This is a genomic window from Aeromonas sp. BIGb0445, from assembly GCF_024809075.1.
Taxonomy (GTDB): Bacteria; Pseudomonadota; Gammaproteobacteria; order Enterobacterales; family Aeromonadaceae; genus Aeromonas; species Aeromonas rivuli.
In genome coordinates this window covers 627,796-645,085 of the sequence record NZ_JANUES010000003.1, presented here as the reverse complement: position 1 = coordinate 645,085, position 17,290 = coordinate 627,796, and the positions used below count along the sequence as shown (strand labels likewise).

The window sequence follows — 17,290 nt, the reverse complement described above, 5'->3', positions numbered from 1 at the left end:
GTTTTTATGTCAGGTACTTCAGCGCTCATCAACCTTGCCAGTCAACCCGGTTGGGGAAGGCCTGGCGATCACCCTCATTGGCCGTCTCATTGCATTCGCCCCTGATCCGCCAGGAGGTCTGACTCAGCACGATGAAACCCTGATGGCAGTAACCCCGCTCTTCCAGCGTTTGCTGGAGCTGGGCATCCTGCAGGGCGGTACGTCGTTCGAGCAGGCTCTGCTGGCGTTGCAACTTGCTACCGTCGTCATCTTGCAGCCGGGTGGGCAATGTCTCCAGCGGCGCGGCCTCGAACAGGAAGCGTTTACTGCCCTCCTCATTGATGTGAGTGCTGAACAGAGGGGGCGGCTGATCCGATGGCTGAGTGAAGCCACAGGCAACCAGGCCTGGCAGCATGACGATGAGCAAAGCGGTATGGGGGCGCACGGGAAATTTCATTCAAATAATCTGTTCTGTGGGTTGAACCAGGACGAGACGCTCTCCCGGCAGGGCCAGGTTCTCCCACATCCAGTTATGGTGTTTGATGATGAGGTTTGCATTCAGGTGAGCCCTGTCTGCCGTGGTATGTGCATCCTGTGCCACTGTGACGTCGAAGCCGTGGGAGGCGGCGCTGCGCACTGTGGTATCGACACAGAAGTCGGTCGCGCAGCCACACAGGATCAATCTGTCCACGCTCTGCTCCGCCAGCAGGAAGCCGAGTTCGGTATCGAGAAAACTGTCACATGCCGTCTTGCGTACCCGGCTGTCTGTGGGTCTTGGGGAGAGGGCCGCATGGATTTGCCAGGCCGGACTACCTGGTTCGAGTTCGCCACCTGGTTCGTCATGTTGCACATAGATGACTCGACCACCGCCCTGGCGCACACCGTCGGTCAGGCGATTGATATTGGAGAACACCTGGGTGTCCTCATGGCGCGGAACATCAAACAGCCCTTGTTGCACATCGATAACCAGTAACACGTCCATATGCACTCCTCAAAGAGGTTGGGGGAGTCCCCCATCTCGGCTGTGTGGTGGAGCATCAGGGAGCCTGATGCTCGTCATCTTGCGCTGATCACCCCTCGGGCCCTGGTCAGGGCTGTAACCACTGGTTGCAGTCCCGCTGCCGGGATTGATGCAGTGCGCCCATATCTTGCTTCATTTCCCCCTCGCTTTGCCAGCGTTTGGGTAAAGCTTCGATGCTGACCCCCACCTCGGCACGGCGCCCTGCAACCTGATCGGTGCCGCTCTGGGGCACCACCAGGGCAACCTTGAGTGCAGGATTGCGACTGGCAATGCGGCTGGCAAGGCCCAATCCGCCCTTTACATGGAAATTGCCGGCGATGTGCATGATGCGTCTGCCCGGATGGGATCTGAGGTAGTCCACCATGGTTTCGGCCATGGTGTCATCCCAGCCCGTCTGGGCGGCAAAGCGGCGGTCATTGCTATCCGCATCCCCATGATGCATGGAGGCCATGAATGTCTGGCGGTAAGGATCATCGCCCAGGGTCAGCTCCCGGGCCAGCTGGCTGCGGCGGGTGGCAGGCAGCTTGTCCAGCCAGGCGGGGCCTTCCTGGCCGACGCAGCTGATCAGGGGTTTGGGGGCATTGGCGGCCAGCACAGTGAGTCGCTGGGATTTGGCAAACTCAACCAGCGGGCGGTAATCACTCACATAGTTGGGCCAGGCATCGCTATCGCGGATCAGTTTGGCCTCCCCAATCTGGCCAGCCAGGTAGGCGTCCAGAACGGGTTGGGAGCCGCGACTGAACTGCTCCATGGAGAGCACCAGGGCCCGGCCATCGTCTTGGGAATGCAGTTGCAAGGCTGCCAGTAATTCGGTTTCCAGCAGATGCAGCGCCGGATGGGTGTGAAGCTCCCCGACCAGCACTATGTCGGCATCCTCCACCTTATCCACGGCCTGGGCGAGGGAGATGGCCGAGCCTGCTTCATCGGTCAGTCGATAATCATACAGGGTCGCGGCCGTCTGGTGACGGGGGCTGATGGTGTGATGGGTACAGGCGCTGAGTAGCAGGGATAGGGTGCCAAGGGCAATGGGTCGAAACATGATTTCTCGCGTTCAGAGGTTGGGTGATGGAGCTTCGCCAAGTTGGCGGGCGCGGTCACAATCGAGTAAAGGGTCGCTAGTGTAAACCCCAATCAAATAAAAATGATAACGATTATCATTGATCTTTATTTGTGGCTGGCTAAGATGCTCATGTTGATAATAATTCTCAATCAAGGACATGCAGTGGCTTATACTAACCCCCCCTCTTTGATCGCAATTGCGGTCATGACAGCACTCACTTCCCCGCTTCACGCCGCACAGAACCAGACTTCCAAGCCCAACGCCGACGAGGTCGTCGTGGTCAGTGCCTCGCGCATGCCCCAGAAACTGGAAGATGTCGCCAGTTCGGTCAGCGTCATCACCGCCACCGACATAGAAGAACAGGTGGTCACCAATGCGGCTGACTTGTTCCGCTATGAGCCGGGTGTCAAGGTGGTTGGCGGCGTGGGCAGTGCCCAGACCTTCATCATACGTGGTATGGGTGAAAACCGGGTCAAGGTCGTGGTGGACGGCGTGCGTCAGAATGATGCCTACAGCAAGGGGGGCGTTGGTCAGAGCTACTTTGATACCGACATGATCAAGCAGGTGGAGGTTGCCAAGGGCCCGGCATCTGCCGCTTATGGCTCCGATGCCCTGGGGGGCGTCATCGCCATCACCACCAAGGATGCCAGTGATTTCCTCACTGACAAGGATCACTACCTGGATGCGACCAGTGGCTATGCGTCCGACAGCCATCAGCGGATGTTGGGCTTTACCGGCGCACTGCGCAGCGGTGATGTCGAGAGCCTGCTGCGTTACACCTGGCGCGACAGCGGTGTGACTCAGAATTACGATTCCACCAAGACAGATTTCGATATCGGCACCAATGCCGTGCTGCTCAAGAGTCAATGGAATATCAACGAGGATCAATTCCTCAAGCTGACCGTCGACTATCTCAGCGAGAATCAAGATCCAGACTCGATCGATCTCTCCAAGACTGCCAGCGTCTTCAATCAGCCCATCACCGACAAAGAGACGGACAACCTCTCGGTGGTGCTGGATCACGGCATCGCCCTAGGGGCCAACTGGGTTGATCGCATCGACAGCAAGCTCTATTACGCCCGCACCAAGCAGACCCTGGATCAGTACGCCTCCTCCAAGTATCCGGTCAATCCGCGCAACCCCTATGTGACCAAGAACTCGCTCGATCACAATGGCTTCGAGCAGGAGAGCCTGGGCGCCCAGGTGCAGTTCAGCAAGGCCCTCGCCAGCCAGCGTCTGGCCTGGGGAGTGGAGTATGAGCACACGGATAACGAGCGGACGCGCATCAAGAATCCGACCGTGCCCGGTGATTTCGACTCCTACAGCGAGTTGAGCTTCCCCTCGACCACCAGTCAGCGTGCCGCACTCTGGGCCTTCGACGAGATCAAATTTGGCGAGCGCTGGGTGCTGACCCCGGGGGCTCGCTACGAGTATTACCATATGAAGCCGGATAGTGATCCCGCCTACACGGGGGATGATCTCAAGACCATTTCCGAGGGTGAGTTCTCTCCGAAACTGGGCCTGGTGTACAAGGCGCATGAGCTGGCCAATCTGTTCACCCAATATAGCCACGGCTTCAAGGCGCCCATGTATGACAGTGCCTTCTCGACCCTTAACCACCAGGCTTACGGCTATCGTATCGAGCCTAACCCCAATCTGAAATCCGAGAGCAGTGACGGTATCGATGCCGGGGTGCGTGGCAGCCAGGGTGGGTTCAGCTATGAAGTGACCGCCTTCTACAACAAGTTCGAAGACTTTATCGAGCTGCAATCCATCGGCACCTCGGGCCGGACCGCTCTCTACCAGTACCAGAACCTGGATGAGGCCACCACCAAGGGGGTCGAAGTCAAGGCCGACTACTGGCTCAACGAGCTGGTCAATGTCTGGGGCAACCTGGCGTATATCGAAGGTGAGGATGGCGAAGGCAACTACATCAACAGTCTGAGTCCGCTCAACGGCTCAGTGGGGGTTCGCCTCGAACAACCGAACTGGAACATCAATACCGCCCTGCGCTTTGCCGATGACATGAACAAGGTCAGCCAGGACTCCCGCGGCAATGACAACATCCAGAGTGCAGGCTGGGGCGTGGTGGATCTCTATGCCCAGTTCAAGCCGTTGACCGACTTGCAACTCAACGTCGGCGTCTTCAACCTGTTCGACAAAGAGTATGTCAGCTACGAGCGGGTAGCCGGTCAGGCTGCTGGCACAGATACCCAGTACATGACGGAGCCGGGCCGCAACCTGAGCGCCAGGGTCAAGTACATATTCTGATTGTCAAAGATAGGCATGTGAAAAGAGGAGCTGCGGCTCCTCTTTTTTTATGGGCGATCGCCGCCGGATCCCCGGTCAGCGGGTTTTGCTGAAGCGCGGTTCTGGTTGCCGCCCTCGACGCATGCCCCAAAAAAAGAAACCCGCCAGGGGCGGGTAGAAGGATTGCAACACTAACCAGGAGAGGTGTGTGTCTCAATAGACAGCGGGGTTTCGCCAATAGTTCAATTTTATTGATATTTTTCATGATTATCCGGGCGGGGTCGCTCGGGATCCTGCCCGGGAAATGGGTTATCATCTGCGTCCCGATCCGGCCCTGTGAGGTCCTATGCCTGCTTTCTCCTGGTTAGCCCTGTTTTTTGGTGCCTTTTATTTCGTCTACGGCGCCTATTTGCCGTTCTGGTCGCTCTGGCTGGAAGGGATCGGGGTCAGCGCCGAGGCGATCGGCATGCTGCTGGGGGCTGGCATGGCGATCCGTTTTGCGGGCAACCTGATGGTGATGGGGCGCATCAAGGGGGCGGCCCAGCTGCTGCCGGTCACCCGACTGCTCTGCCTGCTCTCCCTGCTCGCCTTCCTCGGTTTCTATGTCAGTCATCAGCTCTGGTGGCTGGTGGCATTGACCCTGGTGGCCAATTTTATCTATCCAACCCTGATGCCCATGGGAGAGGCGCTGGCCACCCGCATGGTGCTGCAGACCCAGCTCGATTATGGCAAGGTGCGACTGTGCGGCTCGGCCGCTTTCATTCTGGCCTCGACCCTGGTCGGGGTCCTCATCACCGATTGGGGTAGCCAGTGGGTGCTGCACATCATGGTGCTGGGACTGGGGATCATGCTGCTGCTCAGCTGGTTGCCGCTCAGGCCAGCCCCTCAGGATGTGCAGGGGGAGCGAGCCCACACCTCCCTGCGTGATACCCTCAAGAGCGCCACCGTGCGCCGCTTCTTGCTGGTGACGGCCTTGTTGCAAGGCAGCCATGCCGCTTATTACGGCTTTAGCGCCATCCACTGGAAGGCGGCGGGCTACAGTGGCTCCACCATTGGCTACTTATGGGCTCTGGGCGTGGTGGCCGAGATTGCCATGTTTGCCGCGGACAAGCGCTATTTCAGCCGCTTTGGCGCCCAGCGCCTGTTCCTGATTGGCGCCATCGGTTGTCTGCTGCGCTGGAGTCTGCTCGGGGCTACCACAGAGTTTGGCGTCCTGCTGTTTGCCCAGTTGCTGCACGGGGTGAGCTTCTGCATCAGTCACCTGGGCGCGGTGCGCTTCATGACCAAGGATCTGGCGCCGGAACAGCTGATCCCTACCCAGGCGCTCTACGCCGCCCTCTCCCTCGGGATCACTGTGGCGACCCTGATGACCTTATCTGGCCTGCTGTTTGAACCGCTGGGCGGTGGCATCTTCTTCATCATGGCCCTGGTGGTGCTACCTGTCTTCGTATTGCGGCTGAAACCGGACCGCTCGCAACGGACCTGAATTTGATTCATCTCCATGAGGGCGGCATAGGTTGCTCCCTGATGAAACCCTATTGATGACAAGGAGTTAGCAATGCACCAAGGATGGTTGCTCATCGGTTTGTCCCTCGCCTATCTGGGGCTGCTGTTTCTGATAGCCTTCGTGGCGGACAAAAACAAGCGCCGCCGCCTCAAGGGCCAACCCCTGCTCTACAGCCTGTCGCTGGCGGTTTATTGCACCTCCTGGACCTTCTTTGGCACCGTCGGTCAGGCGAGTGAGTCCCCCTGGTCGCCCTTGCCCATCTACCTCGGCCCCATGCTGGTGTTCCTGTTTGGCTGGCGGCTGCTGGCCCGACTCATTCTGGTGGCCAAGCGTGAGCACATCACCTCCATCGCCGACTTTATCGCCGCCCGCTACGGCAAGTCCCAGCGCCTCGCCATGCTGATCAGTCTGGTGGCCATCATAGGCGTGCTGCCTTATCTGGTATTGCAGCTCAAGGCCATAGTGACCGGGCTGGATCTGCTGATGGCGGGGGATACCCTGGTCGGCAGCTCAGGCAACACCGGTCAGCTGGCCCTGGGGGTCACCCTGCTGCTGGCCCTGTTCAGCATTCTGTTTGGCACCCGCAACCTGGATGCGACCGAGCACCACAGGGGCATGGTGGTGGCCATCGCCTTCGAGTCTGTGGTCAAGCTGCTGGCCTTCATGGTGGTGGGGGGCTTTGCGCTCTGGCTCATCCTGGGACAATCCAACGAGAGCCGGGACCTGGTTACCCAGGCGTTCTTTGCCTCTGTGGTCGATGTCAGCCCGGGCAACCTGCTAGAACTCGCCATCTATACCCTGCTGACCATGTGTGCGGTGATCTGCCTGCCACGCCAGTTCCATGTGACTGTGGTGGAGAACAATCAGGGCCAGGATCTGCACTGGGCTCGCTGGCTTTTCCCCGCGTATCTGTTCCTGATGGGGCTCTTCATCTGGCCCCTGGCGTTGGCGGGCAAGCAGTGGGTCGGCGCCGAGATGGCCTCGGATACCTATGTGATCAGCCTGCCCATGGCGCTGGGCAATCAGGGGATGGCCATGCTGGCCTTCCTTGGCGGTACCTCGGCCGCCACTGGTATGGTCATCGTCTCCACCATCGCCCTGGCCATCATGGTCAGCAACGATCTGGTATTGCCGGTGCTGCTGCGCCGCTTCTGGCAACAGGGGCGGGATGAGCGGCTGGTGCATCTGCTGCTGCAGGTACGGCGTGGCGCCATCTTGCTGATCCTGCTGGCGGCCTGGGCGCTCTATCTGTGGCTCGGCGATCTCACCAGCCTGTCGCGCATCGGTTACCTCTCATTTGGCGCCGTGGCCCAGTTTGCCCCGGCGCTGTTGCTCGGCCTCTATTGGCGCCATGGAAACCGCAAGGGGGTCTATCTCGGCCTGGGGCTTGGGATCAGCCTCTGGTTCATCACTCTGCTGGCCGAGAGCGGCTTGCTGGCGGGCTCGCCGCTGGAGGCCATGCTGGCCCCCCCCGACTGGCCCGCATTTCGTGAATTGAGCCTGGGGGCCTGGTGCCTCTTTCTCAGCCTGGTGCTCAACCTGCTCGGCTACGTGGCGGGCTCCCTGCTGACCCGGGCTGCGGTGAGCGAGCGGTTGCAGGCGGCGAACTTCGTCGGCCAGCCCAGCCGGGATACCGCGGCCCTTTATCAGGCCAAGGTGAGCGTCAAGGAGCTGGAGATGCTGGCGGCCCGCTTCGTCGGCCCGAGCCGGGTCAAGCGATCCTTCGGTCGCTTCGCCGGTGAATCCGGTGGCACCCTGGCGCCGCACATGCAGGCCAGCGCAGCGCTGATTGCGCACACGGAGCGGCTGCTGGCCGGGGTGTTTGGCACCTCGTCGGCGCGGCTGGTGCTCGCCTCTGCCCTGCAGGGTCGCAATATGCAGCTCGAGGAGATAGCCACCATAGTGGACGAGGCCTCGGACGTGCTGCGCTTCAACCGTGGTCTGTTGCAGGGGGCGATCGAACACATAGGGCTGGGTATTTCGGTGGTGGACAGGGAGCTGCGGCTGGTTGCCTGGAACCAGCGTTACATCGAGCTGTTCCAGTATCCGGCGGGGCTTATCCAGGTGGGGCGCCCCATCGAGGAGATTATCCGCCATAACGCCGTCAAGGGGTTGTGCGGCCAGGGAGAGGTTGAGGCCCATGTGGCACGGCGGGTCGGATTCATGAAGCGCGGCAGTGCTCATCTCTCTTCCCGGGAGCGCCCGGATGGCCGGGTCATCGAGCTGCAAGGCAACCCCATGCCCGGTGGCGGCTTCGTCATGACCTTCGCCGACATCACCCCCTTTCGCGATGCCGAGCGCGTGCTGCGTGAGGCCAATGAACATCTGGAGGCGCGGGTTGCCGAGCGTACCCGCGAGCTCTCGGCCCTCAACAGCCAGCTGCGCACCGTCAACGAGCAGGTGGAGCGGGCCAACCACTCCAAGAGCCGCTTCCTGGCGGCGGTGAGCCATGATCTGACCCAGCCGCTCAATGCCGCCAAGCTGTTTACCTCCTCCTTGATAGAGACCTTGCCCGATGAGGGGGAGCCCGCCCGGCTCGCCCGTCATATCGATGATGCCCTGGGGGCAACCGAGGATCTTATCACCGACTTGCTCGATATCTCCCGGTTGGAGGCGGGCAAGTTCAAGGCCAGGAAACTCGACTTTGCCCTGGCGGATGTCTTTGACAACCTCAAGGCCGAGTTTGGGGTGCTGGCCCAGGCAGGAGAGATAGAGTTTGCCGTGGTCGATACCAGGCTGGCGGTACACAGCGACGTGCGCTTGTTGCGGCGTGTGCTGCAAAACTTCCTCACCAATGCGTTTCGTTACAACCCCGGTGGCCGGGTATTGCTCGGTTGTCGCCGTCAGGGCCAGCGGTTGCGGATCGAGGTGTGGGACACCGGACCCGGCATCCCCCAGGACAAGCAGGAGGCCATCTTCGAAGAGTTCCAGCGTCTGGATCACTCCCGCACCACCCGCGAGCAGGGATTGGGGCTGGGCTTGGCCATCGCGCGCGGTATCTCGCAGGTGTTGGGGCACCAACTGACGCTGCGCAGCTGGCCAGGGGCAGGCTCGGTGTTTGCCATCAGCCTCAATCTGGCCAGCCGTCCTCTGGTGGAGCGGGCTCTCCAGAGCCCAGAGCCGCGGCGGGATAGCCAGCTGGCAGGGGTGCGGGTGCTCTGTCTCGATAATGAACCCGAGATACTGGTGGCCATGGCCTCGCTGCTGGGGCGTTGGGGTTGTGAGGTGCAGTGCGTTCAGGACCTGGCCCAGGCCCTGACGCTGGTGGAGAGCTTCAAACCGGACCTGGTGCTGTCCGATTACCATCTGGACGATGGCAAGACGGGGTTGCAGGCGCTGCATATGCTGCGGCTCGCCCTGGGGACCGGGGTGGGGGGGATCATCATCAGTGCGGATCGAAAAGGCGAACTGCAGGCCCAGATCCGCGAGCATGGTTATGGCTACATCAGCAAACCGGTCAAGCCCCTCAAGCTCAGGGCGCTGATGAACAGCATGAGCGGTGTCTGCAAACTTGATGATGATCACGAATTAACACATTAGTCATCAGCTTGCGGGTAAACAACTTGGCAGAGGTTCTCTGCAAAAAGGGCCATTTATGTCAATGAATGGCCCTTTTTTGTGCTATTTGGCTCCCTGCGACAGGGGCTGACTCGCGTGGGGTGTTTGCCTGCTGGCCAGTTGGGCCTTATATTTCCTTGGCGATTATTTTTATCGCGAATCAAGTTGTGCCAAAGGGCAAACCGGTCGAAAGGCCGGGACGCAAAACTTCCGGTCTAAGGGTCTGTCGTACCTAAGATAGCGGGGTCACCACAGGATTGTGTTTCCAGCCGGACGCCAAGCCAGCCTGGGATGTTGTCTGCTGTACCTGTCTGACATGCGTTGCCTTTTTCGTGACAAAATTATAAACGAATAAGGAAATTCAACATGTTAAGTCCAAAACCCTCCTTGCTGGCCTTAATGGTGGCCGGGCTCTTTGCCTCCTCCGCCTATGCGGCCGCCCCGGGCAAACCCACCATCGGCTGGGGCGAAACCAAGTTCGCCATCGTCGAAGTGGATCAGGCTGCGACCGCCTACAACAAGCTGGTGACCGTCCATGCCGATGGGGCGCCGGTCAGCGTGAGCTGGAATCTCTGGTCTGGTGACGTGGGTCAGACCGCCAAGGTGCTGCTCGATGGTGTCGAGGTGTGGCGCGGCCCGTCCGGCGCATCCGGCACTGCCAACTTCAAGGTGACCAAGGGTGGTCGCTACCAGATGCAGATAGAGCTCTGCAACGCCGATGGCTGTACCCGCTCCGATGCCAAAGAGATAGTGGTCGCCGACACCGATGGCAGCCATCTGCTGCCGCTCAACGCACCGCTGCAAGAGAACAACAAGCCTTATACCAACAAGTCCGGCAAAGTGGTTGGTGCCTATTACGTGGAGTGGGGCGTCTATGGTCGCAAGTTCACCGTCGACAAGGTCCCCGCCCAGAATCTGACCCATATCCTCTATGGCTTTACTCCCATCTGTGGCGGCAACGGCATCAATGACAGCCTCAAAGCGATCGAAGGTAGCTTTGAAGCGTTGCAACGGGCCTGCGCCGGTCGTGCCGATTTCAAGGTGGCCATGCATGATCCCTGGGCTGCCATCCAGATGCCCCAGGGCAACCTCAAGGATTTCGATGAGCCATATAAAGGCAACTTCGGTAACTTGATGGCCCTCAAACAGGCCCATCCCGACCTCAAGATACTGCCATCGGTCGGTGGCTGGACCCTGTCCGATCCCTTCTATTTCCTCAGCGATAAAACCAAGCGCGATACCTTCGTCGCCTCGGTCAAAGAGTTCCTGCAGACCTGGAAGTTCTTCGATGGGGTGGATATCGACTGGGAATTCCCGGGTGGTCAGGGCGCGAACCCCAGCCTGGGTGGCCCCAATGACGGTGCCACTTATGTGACGCTGATGAAGGAGCTGCGCACCATGCTCGACGAGCTGGAGGCCAGCACGGGCCGCCAGTATGAGCTGACCTCGGCGATCAGTGCCGGCGGCGACAAGATTGCCAAGGTCGATTATCAGGCGGCCCAGCAGTACATGGACCACATCTTCCTGATGAGTTACGACTTCAACGGCGCCTGGACCAATACCGAGCTGGGTCACCAGACCAACCTGTTTGAAGCCAGCTGGGATGCCAACACCAAGTACACCACCGACAAGGGAGTCAAAGCGCTGCTTGGCCAGGGCGTGACCCCGGGCAAGATAGTGGTCGGTGCGGCCATGTATGGTCGCGGCTGGACCGGGGTGAGTGGCTATCAGGCTGGCAACCCCTTCACCGGCACTGCCACAGGCCCGGTCAAGGGCACCTGGGAAAACGGTGTGGTGGATTATCGCCAGATCGTCAATGACTACATGGGCGCCGGTTGGGAGCAGGGTTATGACGAGGTGGCGGAGGCGCCCTATGTGTTCAAGGCCAGCACCGGGGATCTCATCACCTTTGACAACGATCGCTCGGTCAAGGCCAAGGGGCAGTATGTGCTGGCGAACCAGCTCGGCGGTCTGTTTGCGTGGGAGATCGACTCGGATAATGGTGACATCCTCAACGCCATGCATGAGGGATTGGGCAATGGTAGCGGCACACCGCCAGCCAACAAGCCGCCCATTGCCAACGCGGGCAAGGATCTTGGCGTAACAGGCCCGGCGAGCGTGACTCTGGACGGTTCGGCTTCCCGGGATCCTGAAGGTTCTGCCATCGGTTACGCCTGGGTACAGGTATCAGGTCCGGCGGTTCAGTTGGCTGGGGCTAATCAGGCGCAAGCCAGCTTCAACCTCGATGGGGTGACCCAGGACGTCAACCTGGTGTTCGAACTGACAGTGACCGATGCCGATGGACTCAAGGCCAAGGATCAAACCGTGGTGACCAATAAGGCACCCCAGCCCAATCTGGCCCCCACCGTGACCCTGCCTGCCACTGCCAGCGTCGAGTCCGGCAAGCAGGTGAGCATCCAGGCCCAGGCCAGCGATCCCAATGGTGATACCTTGAGCTACCAGTGGACAGTGCCAGCCGGCCTGGCCGTTACGGGCCAGAATAGCGCCACGTTAGTGGTGACTGGCCCGGCGGTCGATGCCGCGACTGGCTATGACCTGAGCGTGACCGTCACTGATGGCGCCCTGGATGCCCAGGCCAGTACCCGCCTCACCGTCAAGCCGGTGAGCGGTGGCGGCGAGTGCGGCAGCACGGATCCGGATGCCGCCAACTGGCCAGCCTGGCAGGCCAGCGTCGCCTATAACGGCAACGCCAAGGTGAGCCATAACAGCCTGGTCTGGCAGGCCAAGTACTGGACTCAAGGTAACGAGCCGAGCCGCAGTGCCGATCAGTGGAAACTGGTCAGCCAGGTACAGCTCGGGTGGGATGCCGCCGTTGCCTACAATGCTGGCGATCTCACCACCCATCAGGGCCACAGCTGGAAGGCCCAGTACTGGACCAAAGGAGAGGAGCCAGGTGTTGCCGTGGTCTGGCAAGACATGGGGGCGGCTAGCTGTCCTTGATAAGTTGCCAAGAGTAGCAAGTCGGAGAGGGGCGCCATGGCGCCCCTCTTTTTATGTGCGGATTATGTGCGGAGGTTGCCGGTCGCCCGTGACAACGGATCCCGGTGGCTGGGTGAGGGGGCATGGCATCGGGTAACGCAGGGCTGCGCATTACCCGCAGTCAAGGCGTGATACCTTGCCCCTGGCGGGGCCTGCTGGCAGCCAGGGCGTCGCCATCATCCTTGAAATAACAGAGGCCCTGCTGGGCCTCTGTTATTTACCTTGTCCATGCACCCGGACCGTTGCTCAGAGCGGCTTTTGCCACAGGCTCAGCAGCAGATCCTGTTCCAACTCATCCGGACCTTGCTGAGTGAACAGGTGACGCTGCTCGGCATCGGCACGCCAGCCGAGACGGCTGGTCTCGAGCACGAAGCTGCGCAGGCTCTGATCCAGGGTCAGGGAGAACTGGCTGCGCTGCTGCGCGACCTGGCTCAGACCGGTCAGGGTCGGCCAGCTCAGGGGGTGCTCCATGCTGACCGGATTGAGGCTGACCCTCAGTTGCCACTGGTGGCGTGGGCCGGGCTGCAGATGAAGCAGATAGCCACCCGGTGCCAACCAGTCGCACAGCTGCTCCGTTTTGACTTTGAGGTCGTTGACCAGCAGCAGCTCGGCTTGGCCCGATTGAAGCGGGGCCCGGGCCGGATCGGCGATGATGAAGCTGGCCTCCGGCTGCGCCTTGCTGGCGGCGAAGATGGCATTCTTGGCCAGATCGACGCCAGCGAAGCGCCAGCCAGGCAGACGCCCGGCCAGGGCTCGGCAGTAGTAGCCTTCGCCGCAACCGAGGTGGATAAGCTCACGCTCACCCAGGGGGGCGAGCAGGGTGGCCATGGCCTCGACCAGGGGCTGCATGTGGCCCTGTTCCAGGAAGTTGCGCTTGGCACGCATCAACATGCGGCTGTCGCTATCCTTGGGGTTTTTCTTGCCCGGGATGAGGTCCAGATAACCTTCAGGTTCCGGGTCGAAGTGGTGCTTGTTATCGCAGTAGCGACCGTTGGAGGCCTGATGAAGGTGCAGTGGGCTGCGGCAGCGGGGACATTGCAGGTGCATGGGATTCTCGCTTCGGATCTAGAGTACTTGCAGGCCGAGCCTGATGCTGAGACTGCTGATAGGGGGGCATTATAGGGGGATTGCGCCGAAAAGGGCGGCCTCGATGCATTTTATCTTGGCGCTGCATGTTCTTGACCGGACCGGGATCGAAAAAGGCTGCCTGGGCAGCCTTTGTCTTGGGTGAGGATGCCGCGATCAGCGGGTACCAAACACCACTATGGTCTTGCCGTGGGCGGAGATGAGCTCTTGCTCTTCCAGCATCTTGAGAATGCGGCCGACGGTTTCACGGGAGCAGCCGACGATCTGGCCTATCTCCTGACGGGTGATCTTGATCTGCATGCCATCCGGGTGAGTCATGGCATCTGGCTGTTTGGCCAAGTTGAGCAGGGTTTGAGCGATCCGGCCTGTGACATCCAGGAAGGCCAGGTTACCTACTTTCTGGCTGGTGTGCTGCAAACGCAGCGCCATCTGGCCGGAGAGGCGCATCAGGATCTCGGGGTTGACCTGGATCAGCTGACGAAACTTCTTGTAGGAGATCTCGGCGACTTCACAGGGACCCTTGGCACGGACCCAGGCACTGCGCTCCGGGTTATCGTTCTCTTCGAACATGCCCATCTCGCCGAGGAAGTCCCCCTGGTTGAGATAGGAGAGGATCATCTCTTTCCCCTCATCGTCCTTGATGAGGACAGCCACCGTACCCTTGACGATGTAATACAGGGTCTCCGCTTTTTCACCCGCATGGATCAGGGTGCTCTTGGCGGGATACTTATGAATGTGGCAGTGCGACAAGAACCATTCCAGGGTGGGATCGCTTTGCGGTTTGCCAATGACCATGAGATTTCCTCTGTAGTGTCTTTACGGGACGTTATGCGTCCAGACAAGTTGCCAGTCTTGCCCTTCCTTGTGTCAGTGGCAGTAGGATAAGAGCCTTTGTCTGTGCTGACAAGGCTTAGGGCCTCCTTTGGACGCCAGCTACTGCACTGGACAGGCATTCTAGGGAAGATAAATGCCGTAAACGTTGATTTTGATCCGGTTAGCCACAGGTTCTCGGCGCCCCAACGGGCAATCAAGGAGAAGAGAGAGTGGCCACGGCGATATGAGCCTGCTCTCGTGGCGCTTTTTCGCAAGGCGCCTTGGCTGCCATGGTGTCCCGGCGTGTTGGCGGGCGGACGCCAGATGCAGTCGGGGGCTCGGCTGAGGTATGCTATGGCATCGCGTCCGCCCGGACACCAATATAGATGCATGAGGTGAGTGAAGATGAAAGCCAAGGTCAGCTGGGTTGAAGGCATGAAATTTGTGGGGCAGAGTGAGTCTGGCCATCAGGTGATCCTGGATGGCGCCAACCCGGGAGAAGGGGCCAGCCCGATGGAACTGATCCTGCTGGCGGTTGGTGGCTGCAGCTCCATCGACGTGGTTTCCATTCTGGAGAAGGCACGTCAGAGCGTGACGGCCTGCCATGTGGAGTTATCCGGTGAACGGGTCGATACTGTGCCACGGGTGTTTGAGAAGATTCACTTGAACTTCGTCGTGACCGGTAAAGGGCTGGTTGAAAAGCAGGTGGCCCGCGCCGTTGACCTCTCCATGGAGAAGTACTGTTCAGTTTCCCTAATGCTGGAAAAAGCGGTCGAAATTACCCATAGTTATCAAATCATTGAGGCCTGAACCCCAGCTTCGCTCGTCATCACATAAGGAAAGTGCAATGAAGAAACTAGTCGCTCTGATCCCCCTGCTGGGGCTGGCCGCCTGTAGCTCACCGCAGCCGACCCAGTATCAATACAATCAGTACCAGTGTGGTGAAGAGATGTTGGCGGTGACCTATGATCCCCAGGCCGACATGGTGCAGTTTCCCCTGAACGGGGTGTATCAGAAATTGGATCGCGTCGAGTCCGAGAAAGATAGCGCTCGTTACTCCGATGGTGTGACCATGTTCTGGACTCAAGGCGACCAGCTGACCCTGACCCAGAAAGGGGTCACCCTGATGAACTGCACGCTGAAATAGCCGTTGGCGTCAGCAAAGAGAGAGGCCTGCATCCTGCAGGCCTCTCTCTTTATGGGGGGTTCTGACCCAAGGCTCAGGGGAGCTTGCCCAGCATCTTGGCGGCCAGTTCCTGGCTGAATGCGGCCCGATCGGACGCGGGAATGGCACTGTCAGTGGTCAGCTGGATAACGCTGCTCCAGACCGCCTGCTGATGGGCTCTGTCCAGCAAGATGATGGCGAGGGTTCCTTTGCGCTCTCCTGCCTTGGCTTGTACGCCAGGGTTCATGCCGAGGCGAGTGAACAACTCATCATCGCTGATATCCTGGGCACCGGCGACGCCGATGGCGACCCAGACATCCGCTTCATCCAGAGGGGCACTGCGCCAGCCCTTGGCATCCAGATGCTGGCTCACCGCCTGCTGTATCGGCTCGAGCCAGCCTTCGGTGCTGGCTCCCGCATATTGATACTGCTCGGCCAGGGCGTAGCGTGGCTGGGCCGGGAAAGGCCAGTGGCTGGCCGGGCGGATCACCTGTGTGCCCATGTCGACCACGGGAGCCTGGTGGCCGCTGCTGCAGCCGCCGAGCAGCCCAAACAGCATGAGTGCGGATAGTTTTTTCAGGGCTGTCTGCATAGTTTGCTCCTCACTCTCAGGTGATTTTTCCGGTTTCGATCAGTTGCTGGATGAGGGGACGCAAGATCAGCTCCATAGCGAAGCCCATCTTTCCCCCTGGTACCACTATGGTGTTCATGCGCGACATGAAGGCGCCATCGATCATCGATAGCAAGTAGGGGAAGTCGACGTTCTTGATACCGCGAAAACGGATCACCAGCATACTCTCATCCAGGCTAGGTATGATCTTGGCACTGAAGGGATTTGAGGTGTCGACGGTCGGTACTCGCTGGAAGTTGATATGGGTGCGCGAGAACTGGGGAGTGATGAAGTTGATATAGTCATCCATGGAACGGACGATGGAGTCGGCCACCGCCTCCCGGGAGTGACCGCGCTCCGAGGTGTCACGAATGAGCTTCTGGATCCACTCCAGGTTGACGATGGGCACCACCCCTATCAGGAAGTCGACATGGCGAGCCACATTGTGATCCTCGGTGACGACCCCCCCATGCAAGCCTTCGTAAAACATCAGATCCGTTTCGCTGGCGACATCCTGCCAGGGGGTAAAGGTGCCCGGCATCTGATTGAAGGGCACCGCCTCGTCGAAGGAGTGCAGATAGCGTCGATACTGGCCGCTGCCATCCTGGCCATATTGCTGGAAGAAGGATTCGAGCAGGGCGAAGTCGTTTGCCTCGGGTCCGAAGTAACTGATATGGCGGCCCTGTTCGCGGGCCTTGCGGATGGCGACGTCCATCTCGGGGCGGGTGTAGCGATGAAAGCTGTCTCCCTCGATCACCGCCGCCTGATAGCCGAGTTGATGAAACATGGAGCGAAAGGCATTGGTGGAGGTGGAGGTACCGGCGCCGGAGGAACCGGTGACCGCTATGATGGGATGCTTGGCCGACATAAGCGTCTGTTTCCTTGCTGTTGTCCCTGCAATGAAGAGGGTTTGTCCATGAGAATGAGCCGAACGGGTACGGCAGGTGGGCGCTTGCCCTAGGGCATCTCAGCCTTGGATGCGTCGAATCGATCGGTCGGTACTATGTTCACGCTCTCGTGCAGTTCACTGTACACTATCACCGCGCTGCCCTGGCGTAACTGCGCCAGCACGGTGGCGACCTTGTCGGCCAAGCTGGACTCTTGCTCACCATAATCGGTACCCTCCATCAATACGAACTGTTCGATTAATCGTTGCAGGGTGTCGAACTCCAAGGATTGCCAAGGAATGATCATAGAGTGTGCCCTTAAATGCGGATGCACCATTGTCGATCAGGGCGCCT

General features: G+C 59.8%; 14 protein-coding genes and 1 riboswitch. Of the genes, 6 read left to right on the top strand and 8 right to left on the bottom strand.

All coding sequences use genetic code 11. The annotated features are described in order from the left end of the window. Positions 1 to 28: 28 nt before the first annotated feature. The 3 genes from M2367_RS09695 to M2367_RS09685 all read right to left on the bottom strand — a co-directional run bounded on the left by M2367_RS09695 (position 29) and on the right by M2367_RS09685 (position 2,039). Positions 29 to 436, bottom strand: coding sequence for a hypothetical protein (locus M2367_RS09695; protein ID WP_157013871.1), 408 nt, complete (start codon positions 434 to 436; stop codon positions 29 to 31). Continuing rightward, positions 437 to 961, bottom strand: a complete 525-nt coding sequence (locus M2367_RS09690) for a cysteine hydrolase family protein (protein ID WP_042040190.1) — start codon at positions 959 to 961, stop codon at positions 437 to 439. 106 nt (positions 962 to 1,067) lie between these two features. Continuing rightward, positions 1,068 to 2,039, bottom strand: coding sequence for a ChaN family lipoprotein (locus M2367_RS09685; protein WP_259236548.1), 972 nt, complete (start codon positions 2,037 to 2,039; stop codon positions 1,068 to 1,070). 144 nt (positions 2,040 to 2,183) lie between these two features. On the opposite strand from M2367_RS09685, the gene M2367_RS09680 reads away from it, so the two are divergent. From M2367_RS09680 to M2367_RS09665, 4 genes are all read left to right on the top strand, one after another. Further along, positions 2,184 to 4,331 (top strand): TonB-dependent hemoglobin/transferrin/lactoferrin family receptor, encoded by a 2,148-nt coding sequence (locus M2367_RS09680; RefSeq protein ID WP_404972867.1) that lies wholly within the window; start codon positions 2,184 to 2,186, stop codon positions 4,329 to 4,331. 325 nt (positions 4,332 to 4,656) lie between these two features. Further along, a complete protein-coding gene (locus M2367_RS09675) occupies positions 4,657 to 5,796 on the top strand; it encodes a 3-phenylpropionate MFS transporter (RefSeq protein ID WP_259236546.1) in 1,140 nt (379 codons plus the stop codon). A 72-nt stretch (positions 5,797 to 5,868) separates the two neighbouring features. Continuing rightward, complete coding sequence (locus M2367_RS09670) at positions 5,869 to 9,357, top strand: PAS domain-containing hybrid sensor histidine kinase/response regulator (RefSeq protein WP_259236545.1); 3,489 nt, start codon at positions 5,869 to 5,871, stop codon at positions 9,355 to 9,357. Between the two features lie 184 nt (positions 9,358 to 9,541). Further along, a riboswitch (cyclic di-GMP riboswitch) is annotated at positions 9,542 to 9,629 on the top strand. A gap of 112 nt (positions 9,630 to 9,741) precedes the next feature. Then, entirely contained in the window at positions 9,742 to 12,336 is a 2,595-nt protein-coding gene (locus M2367_RS09665; RefSeq protein ID WP_259236544.1) for a glycosyl hydrolase family 18 protein, read from the top strand. Between the two features lie 285 nt (positions 12,337 to 12,621). Here the strand turns inward: M2367_RS09665 and M2367_RS09660 are convergent, their stop codons facing one another. Further along, positions 12,622 to 13,422, bottom strand: a complete 801-nt coding sequence (locus tag M2367_RS09660) for a putative RNA methyltransferase (protein ID WP_259236543.1) — start codon at positions 13,420 to 13,422, stop codon at positions 12,622 to 12,624. 195 nt (positions 13,423 to 13,617) lie between these two features. Beyond that, a complete protein-coding gene (crp, locus tag M2367_RS09655; RefSeq protein WP_005896734.1) occupies positions 13,618 to 14,256 on the bottom strand; it encodes a cAMP-activated global transcriptional regulator CRP in 639 nt (212 codons plus the stop codon). Positions 14,257 to 14,679: 423 nt separating this feature from the next. On the opposite strand from crp, the gene M2367_RS09650 reads away from it, so the two are divergent. Next, positions 14,680 to 15,084, top strand: coding sequence for an OsmC family protein (locus M2367_RS09650; protein WP_042040199.1), 405 nt, complete (start codon positions 14,680 to 14,682; stop codon positions 15,082 to 15,084). A 37-nt stretch (positions 15,085 to 15,121) separates the two neighbouring features. Continuing rightward, positions 15,122 to 15,421: an MliC family protein gene (locus M2367_RS09645; protein ID WP_042040200.1), complete on the top strand. Its 300-nt coding sequence runs from the start codon at positions 15,122 to 15,124 to the stop codon at positions 15,419 to 15,421. Between the two features lie 73 nt (positions 15,422 to 15,494). Here M2367_RS09645 and M2367_RS09640 read toward each other — a convergent pair whose 3' ends face one another. The 3 genes from M2367_RS09640 to M2367_RS09630 all read right to left on the bottom strand — a co-directional run bounded on the left by M2367_RS09640 (position 15,495) and on the right by M2367_RS09630 (position 17,243). Next, positions 15,495 to 16,031, bottom strand: a complete 537-nt coding sequence (locus M2367_RS09640) for a DUF4136 domain-containing protein (RefSeq protein ID WP_259236542.1) — start codon at positions 16,029 to 16,031, stop codon at positions 15,495 to 15,497. A 16-nt stretch (positions 16,032 to 16,047) separates the two neighbouring features. Beyond that, complete coding sequence (locus M2367_RS09635; RefSeq protein ID WP_005896722.1) at positions 16,048 to 16,917, bottom strand: phosphoribulokinase; 870 nt, start codon at positions 16,915 to 16,917, stop codon at positions 16,048 to 16,050. 89 nt (positions 16,918 to 17,006) lie between these two features. After that, positions 17,007 to 17,243, bottom strand: coding sequence for a YheU family protein (locus M2367_RS09630; RefSeq protein WP_259236541.1), 237 nt, complete (start codon positions 17,241 to 17,243; stop codon positions 17,007 to 17,009). Positions 17,244 to 17,290: the final 47 nt, after the last annotated feature.

What these genes read in the sequence shown, in the direction of transcription:
- M2367_RS09665 (WP_259236544.1), top strand. Translation starts at nt 9,742, where the DNA reads ATGTTAAGTCCAAAACCCTCCTTGCTGGCCTTAATGGTGGCCGGGCTC.
- M2367_RS09630 (WP_259236541.1), bottom strand. Translation starts at nt 17,243, where the DNA reads ATGATCATTCCTTGGCAATCCTTGGAGTTCGACACCCTGCAACGATTA.
- M2367_RS09645 (WP_042040200.1), top strand. Translation starts at nt 15,122, where the DNA reads ATGAAGAAACTAGTCGCTCTGATCCCCCTGCTGGGGCTGGCCGCCTGT.
- M2367_RS09680 (WP_404972867.1), top strand. Translation starts at nt 2,184, where the DNA reads ATGCTCATGTTGATAATAATTCTCAATCAAGGACATGCAGTGGCTTAT.
- M2367_RS09685 (WP_259236548.1), bottom strand. Translation starts at nt 2,039, where the DNA reads ATGTTTCGACCCATTGCCCTTGGCACCCTATCCCTGCTACTCAGCGCC.
- M2367_RS09690 (WP_042040190.1), bottom strand. Translation starts at nt 961, where the DNA reads ATGGACGTGTTACTGGTTATCGATGTGCAACAAGGGCTGTTTGATGTT.
- M2367_RS09660 (WP_259236543.1), bottom strand. Translation starts at nt 13,422, where the DNA reads ATGCACCTGCAATGTCCCCGCTGCCGCAGCCCACTGCACCTTCATCAG.
- M2367_RS09695 (WP_157013871.1), bottom strand. Translation starts at nt 436, where the DNA reads ATGAAATTTCCCGTGCGCCCCCATACCGCTTTGCTCATCGTCATGCTG.
- crp (WP_005896734.1), bottom strand. Translation starts at nt 14,256, where the DNA reads ATGGTCATTGGCAAACCGCAAAGCGATCCCACCCTGGAATGGTTCTTG.
- M2367_RS09670 (WP_259236545.1), top strand. Translation starts at nt 5,869, where the DNA reads ATGCACCAAGGATGGTTGCTCATCGGTTTGTCCCTCGCCTATCTGGGG.
- M2367_RS09675 (WP_259236546.1), top strand. Translation starts at nt 4,657, where the DNA reads ATGCCTGCTTTCTCCTGGTTAGCCCTGTTTTTTGGTGCCTTTTATTTC.
- M2367_RS09640 (WP_259236542.1), bottom strand. Translation starts at nt 16,031, where the DNA reads ATGCAGACAGCCCTGAAAAAACTATCCGCACTCATGCTGTTTGGGCTG.
- M2367_RS09635 (WP_005896722.1), bottom strand. Translation starts at nt 16,917, where the DNA reads ATGTCGGCCAAGCATCCCATCATAGCGGTCACCGGTTCCTCCGGCGCC.
- M2367_RS09650 (WP_042040199.1), top strand. Translation starts at nt 14,680, where the DNA reads ATGAAAGCCAAGGTCAGCTGGGTTGAAGGCATGAAATTTGTGGGGCAG.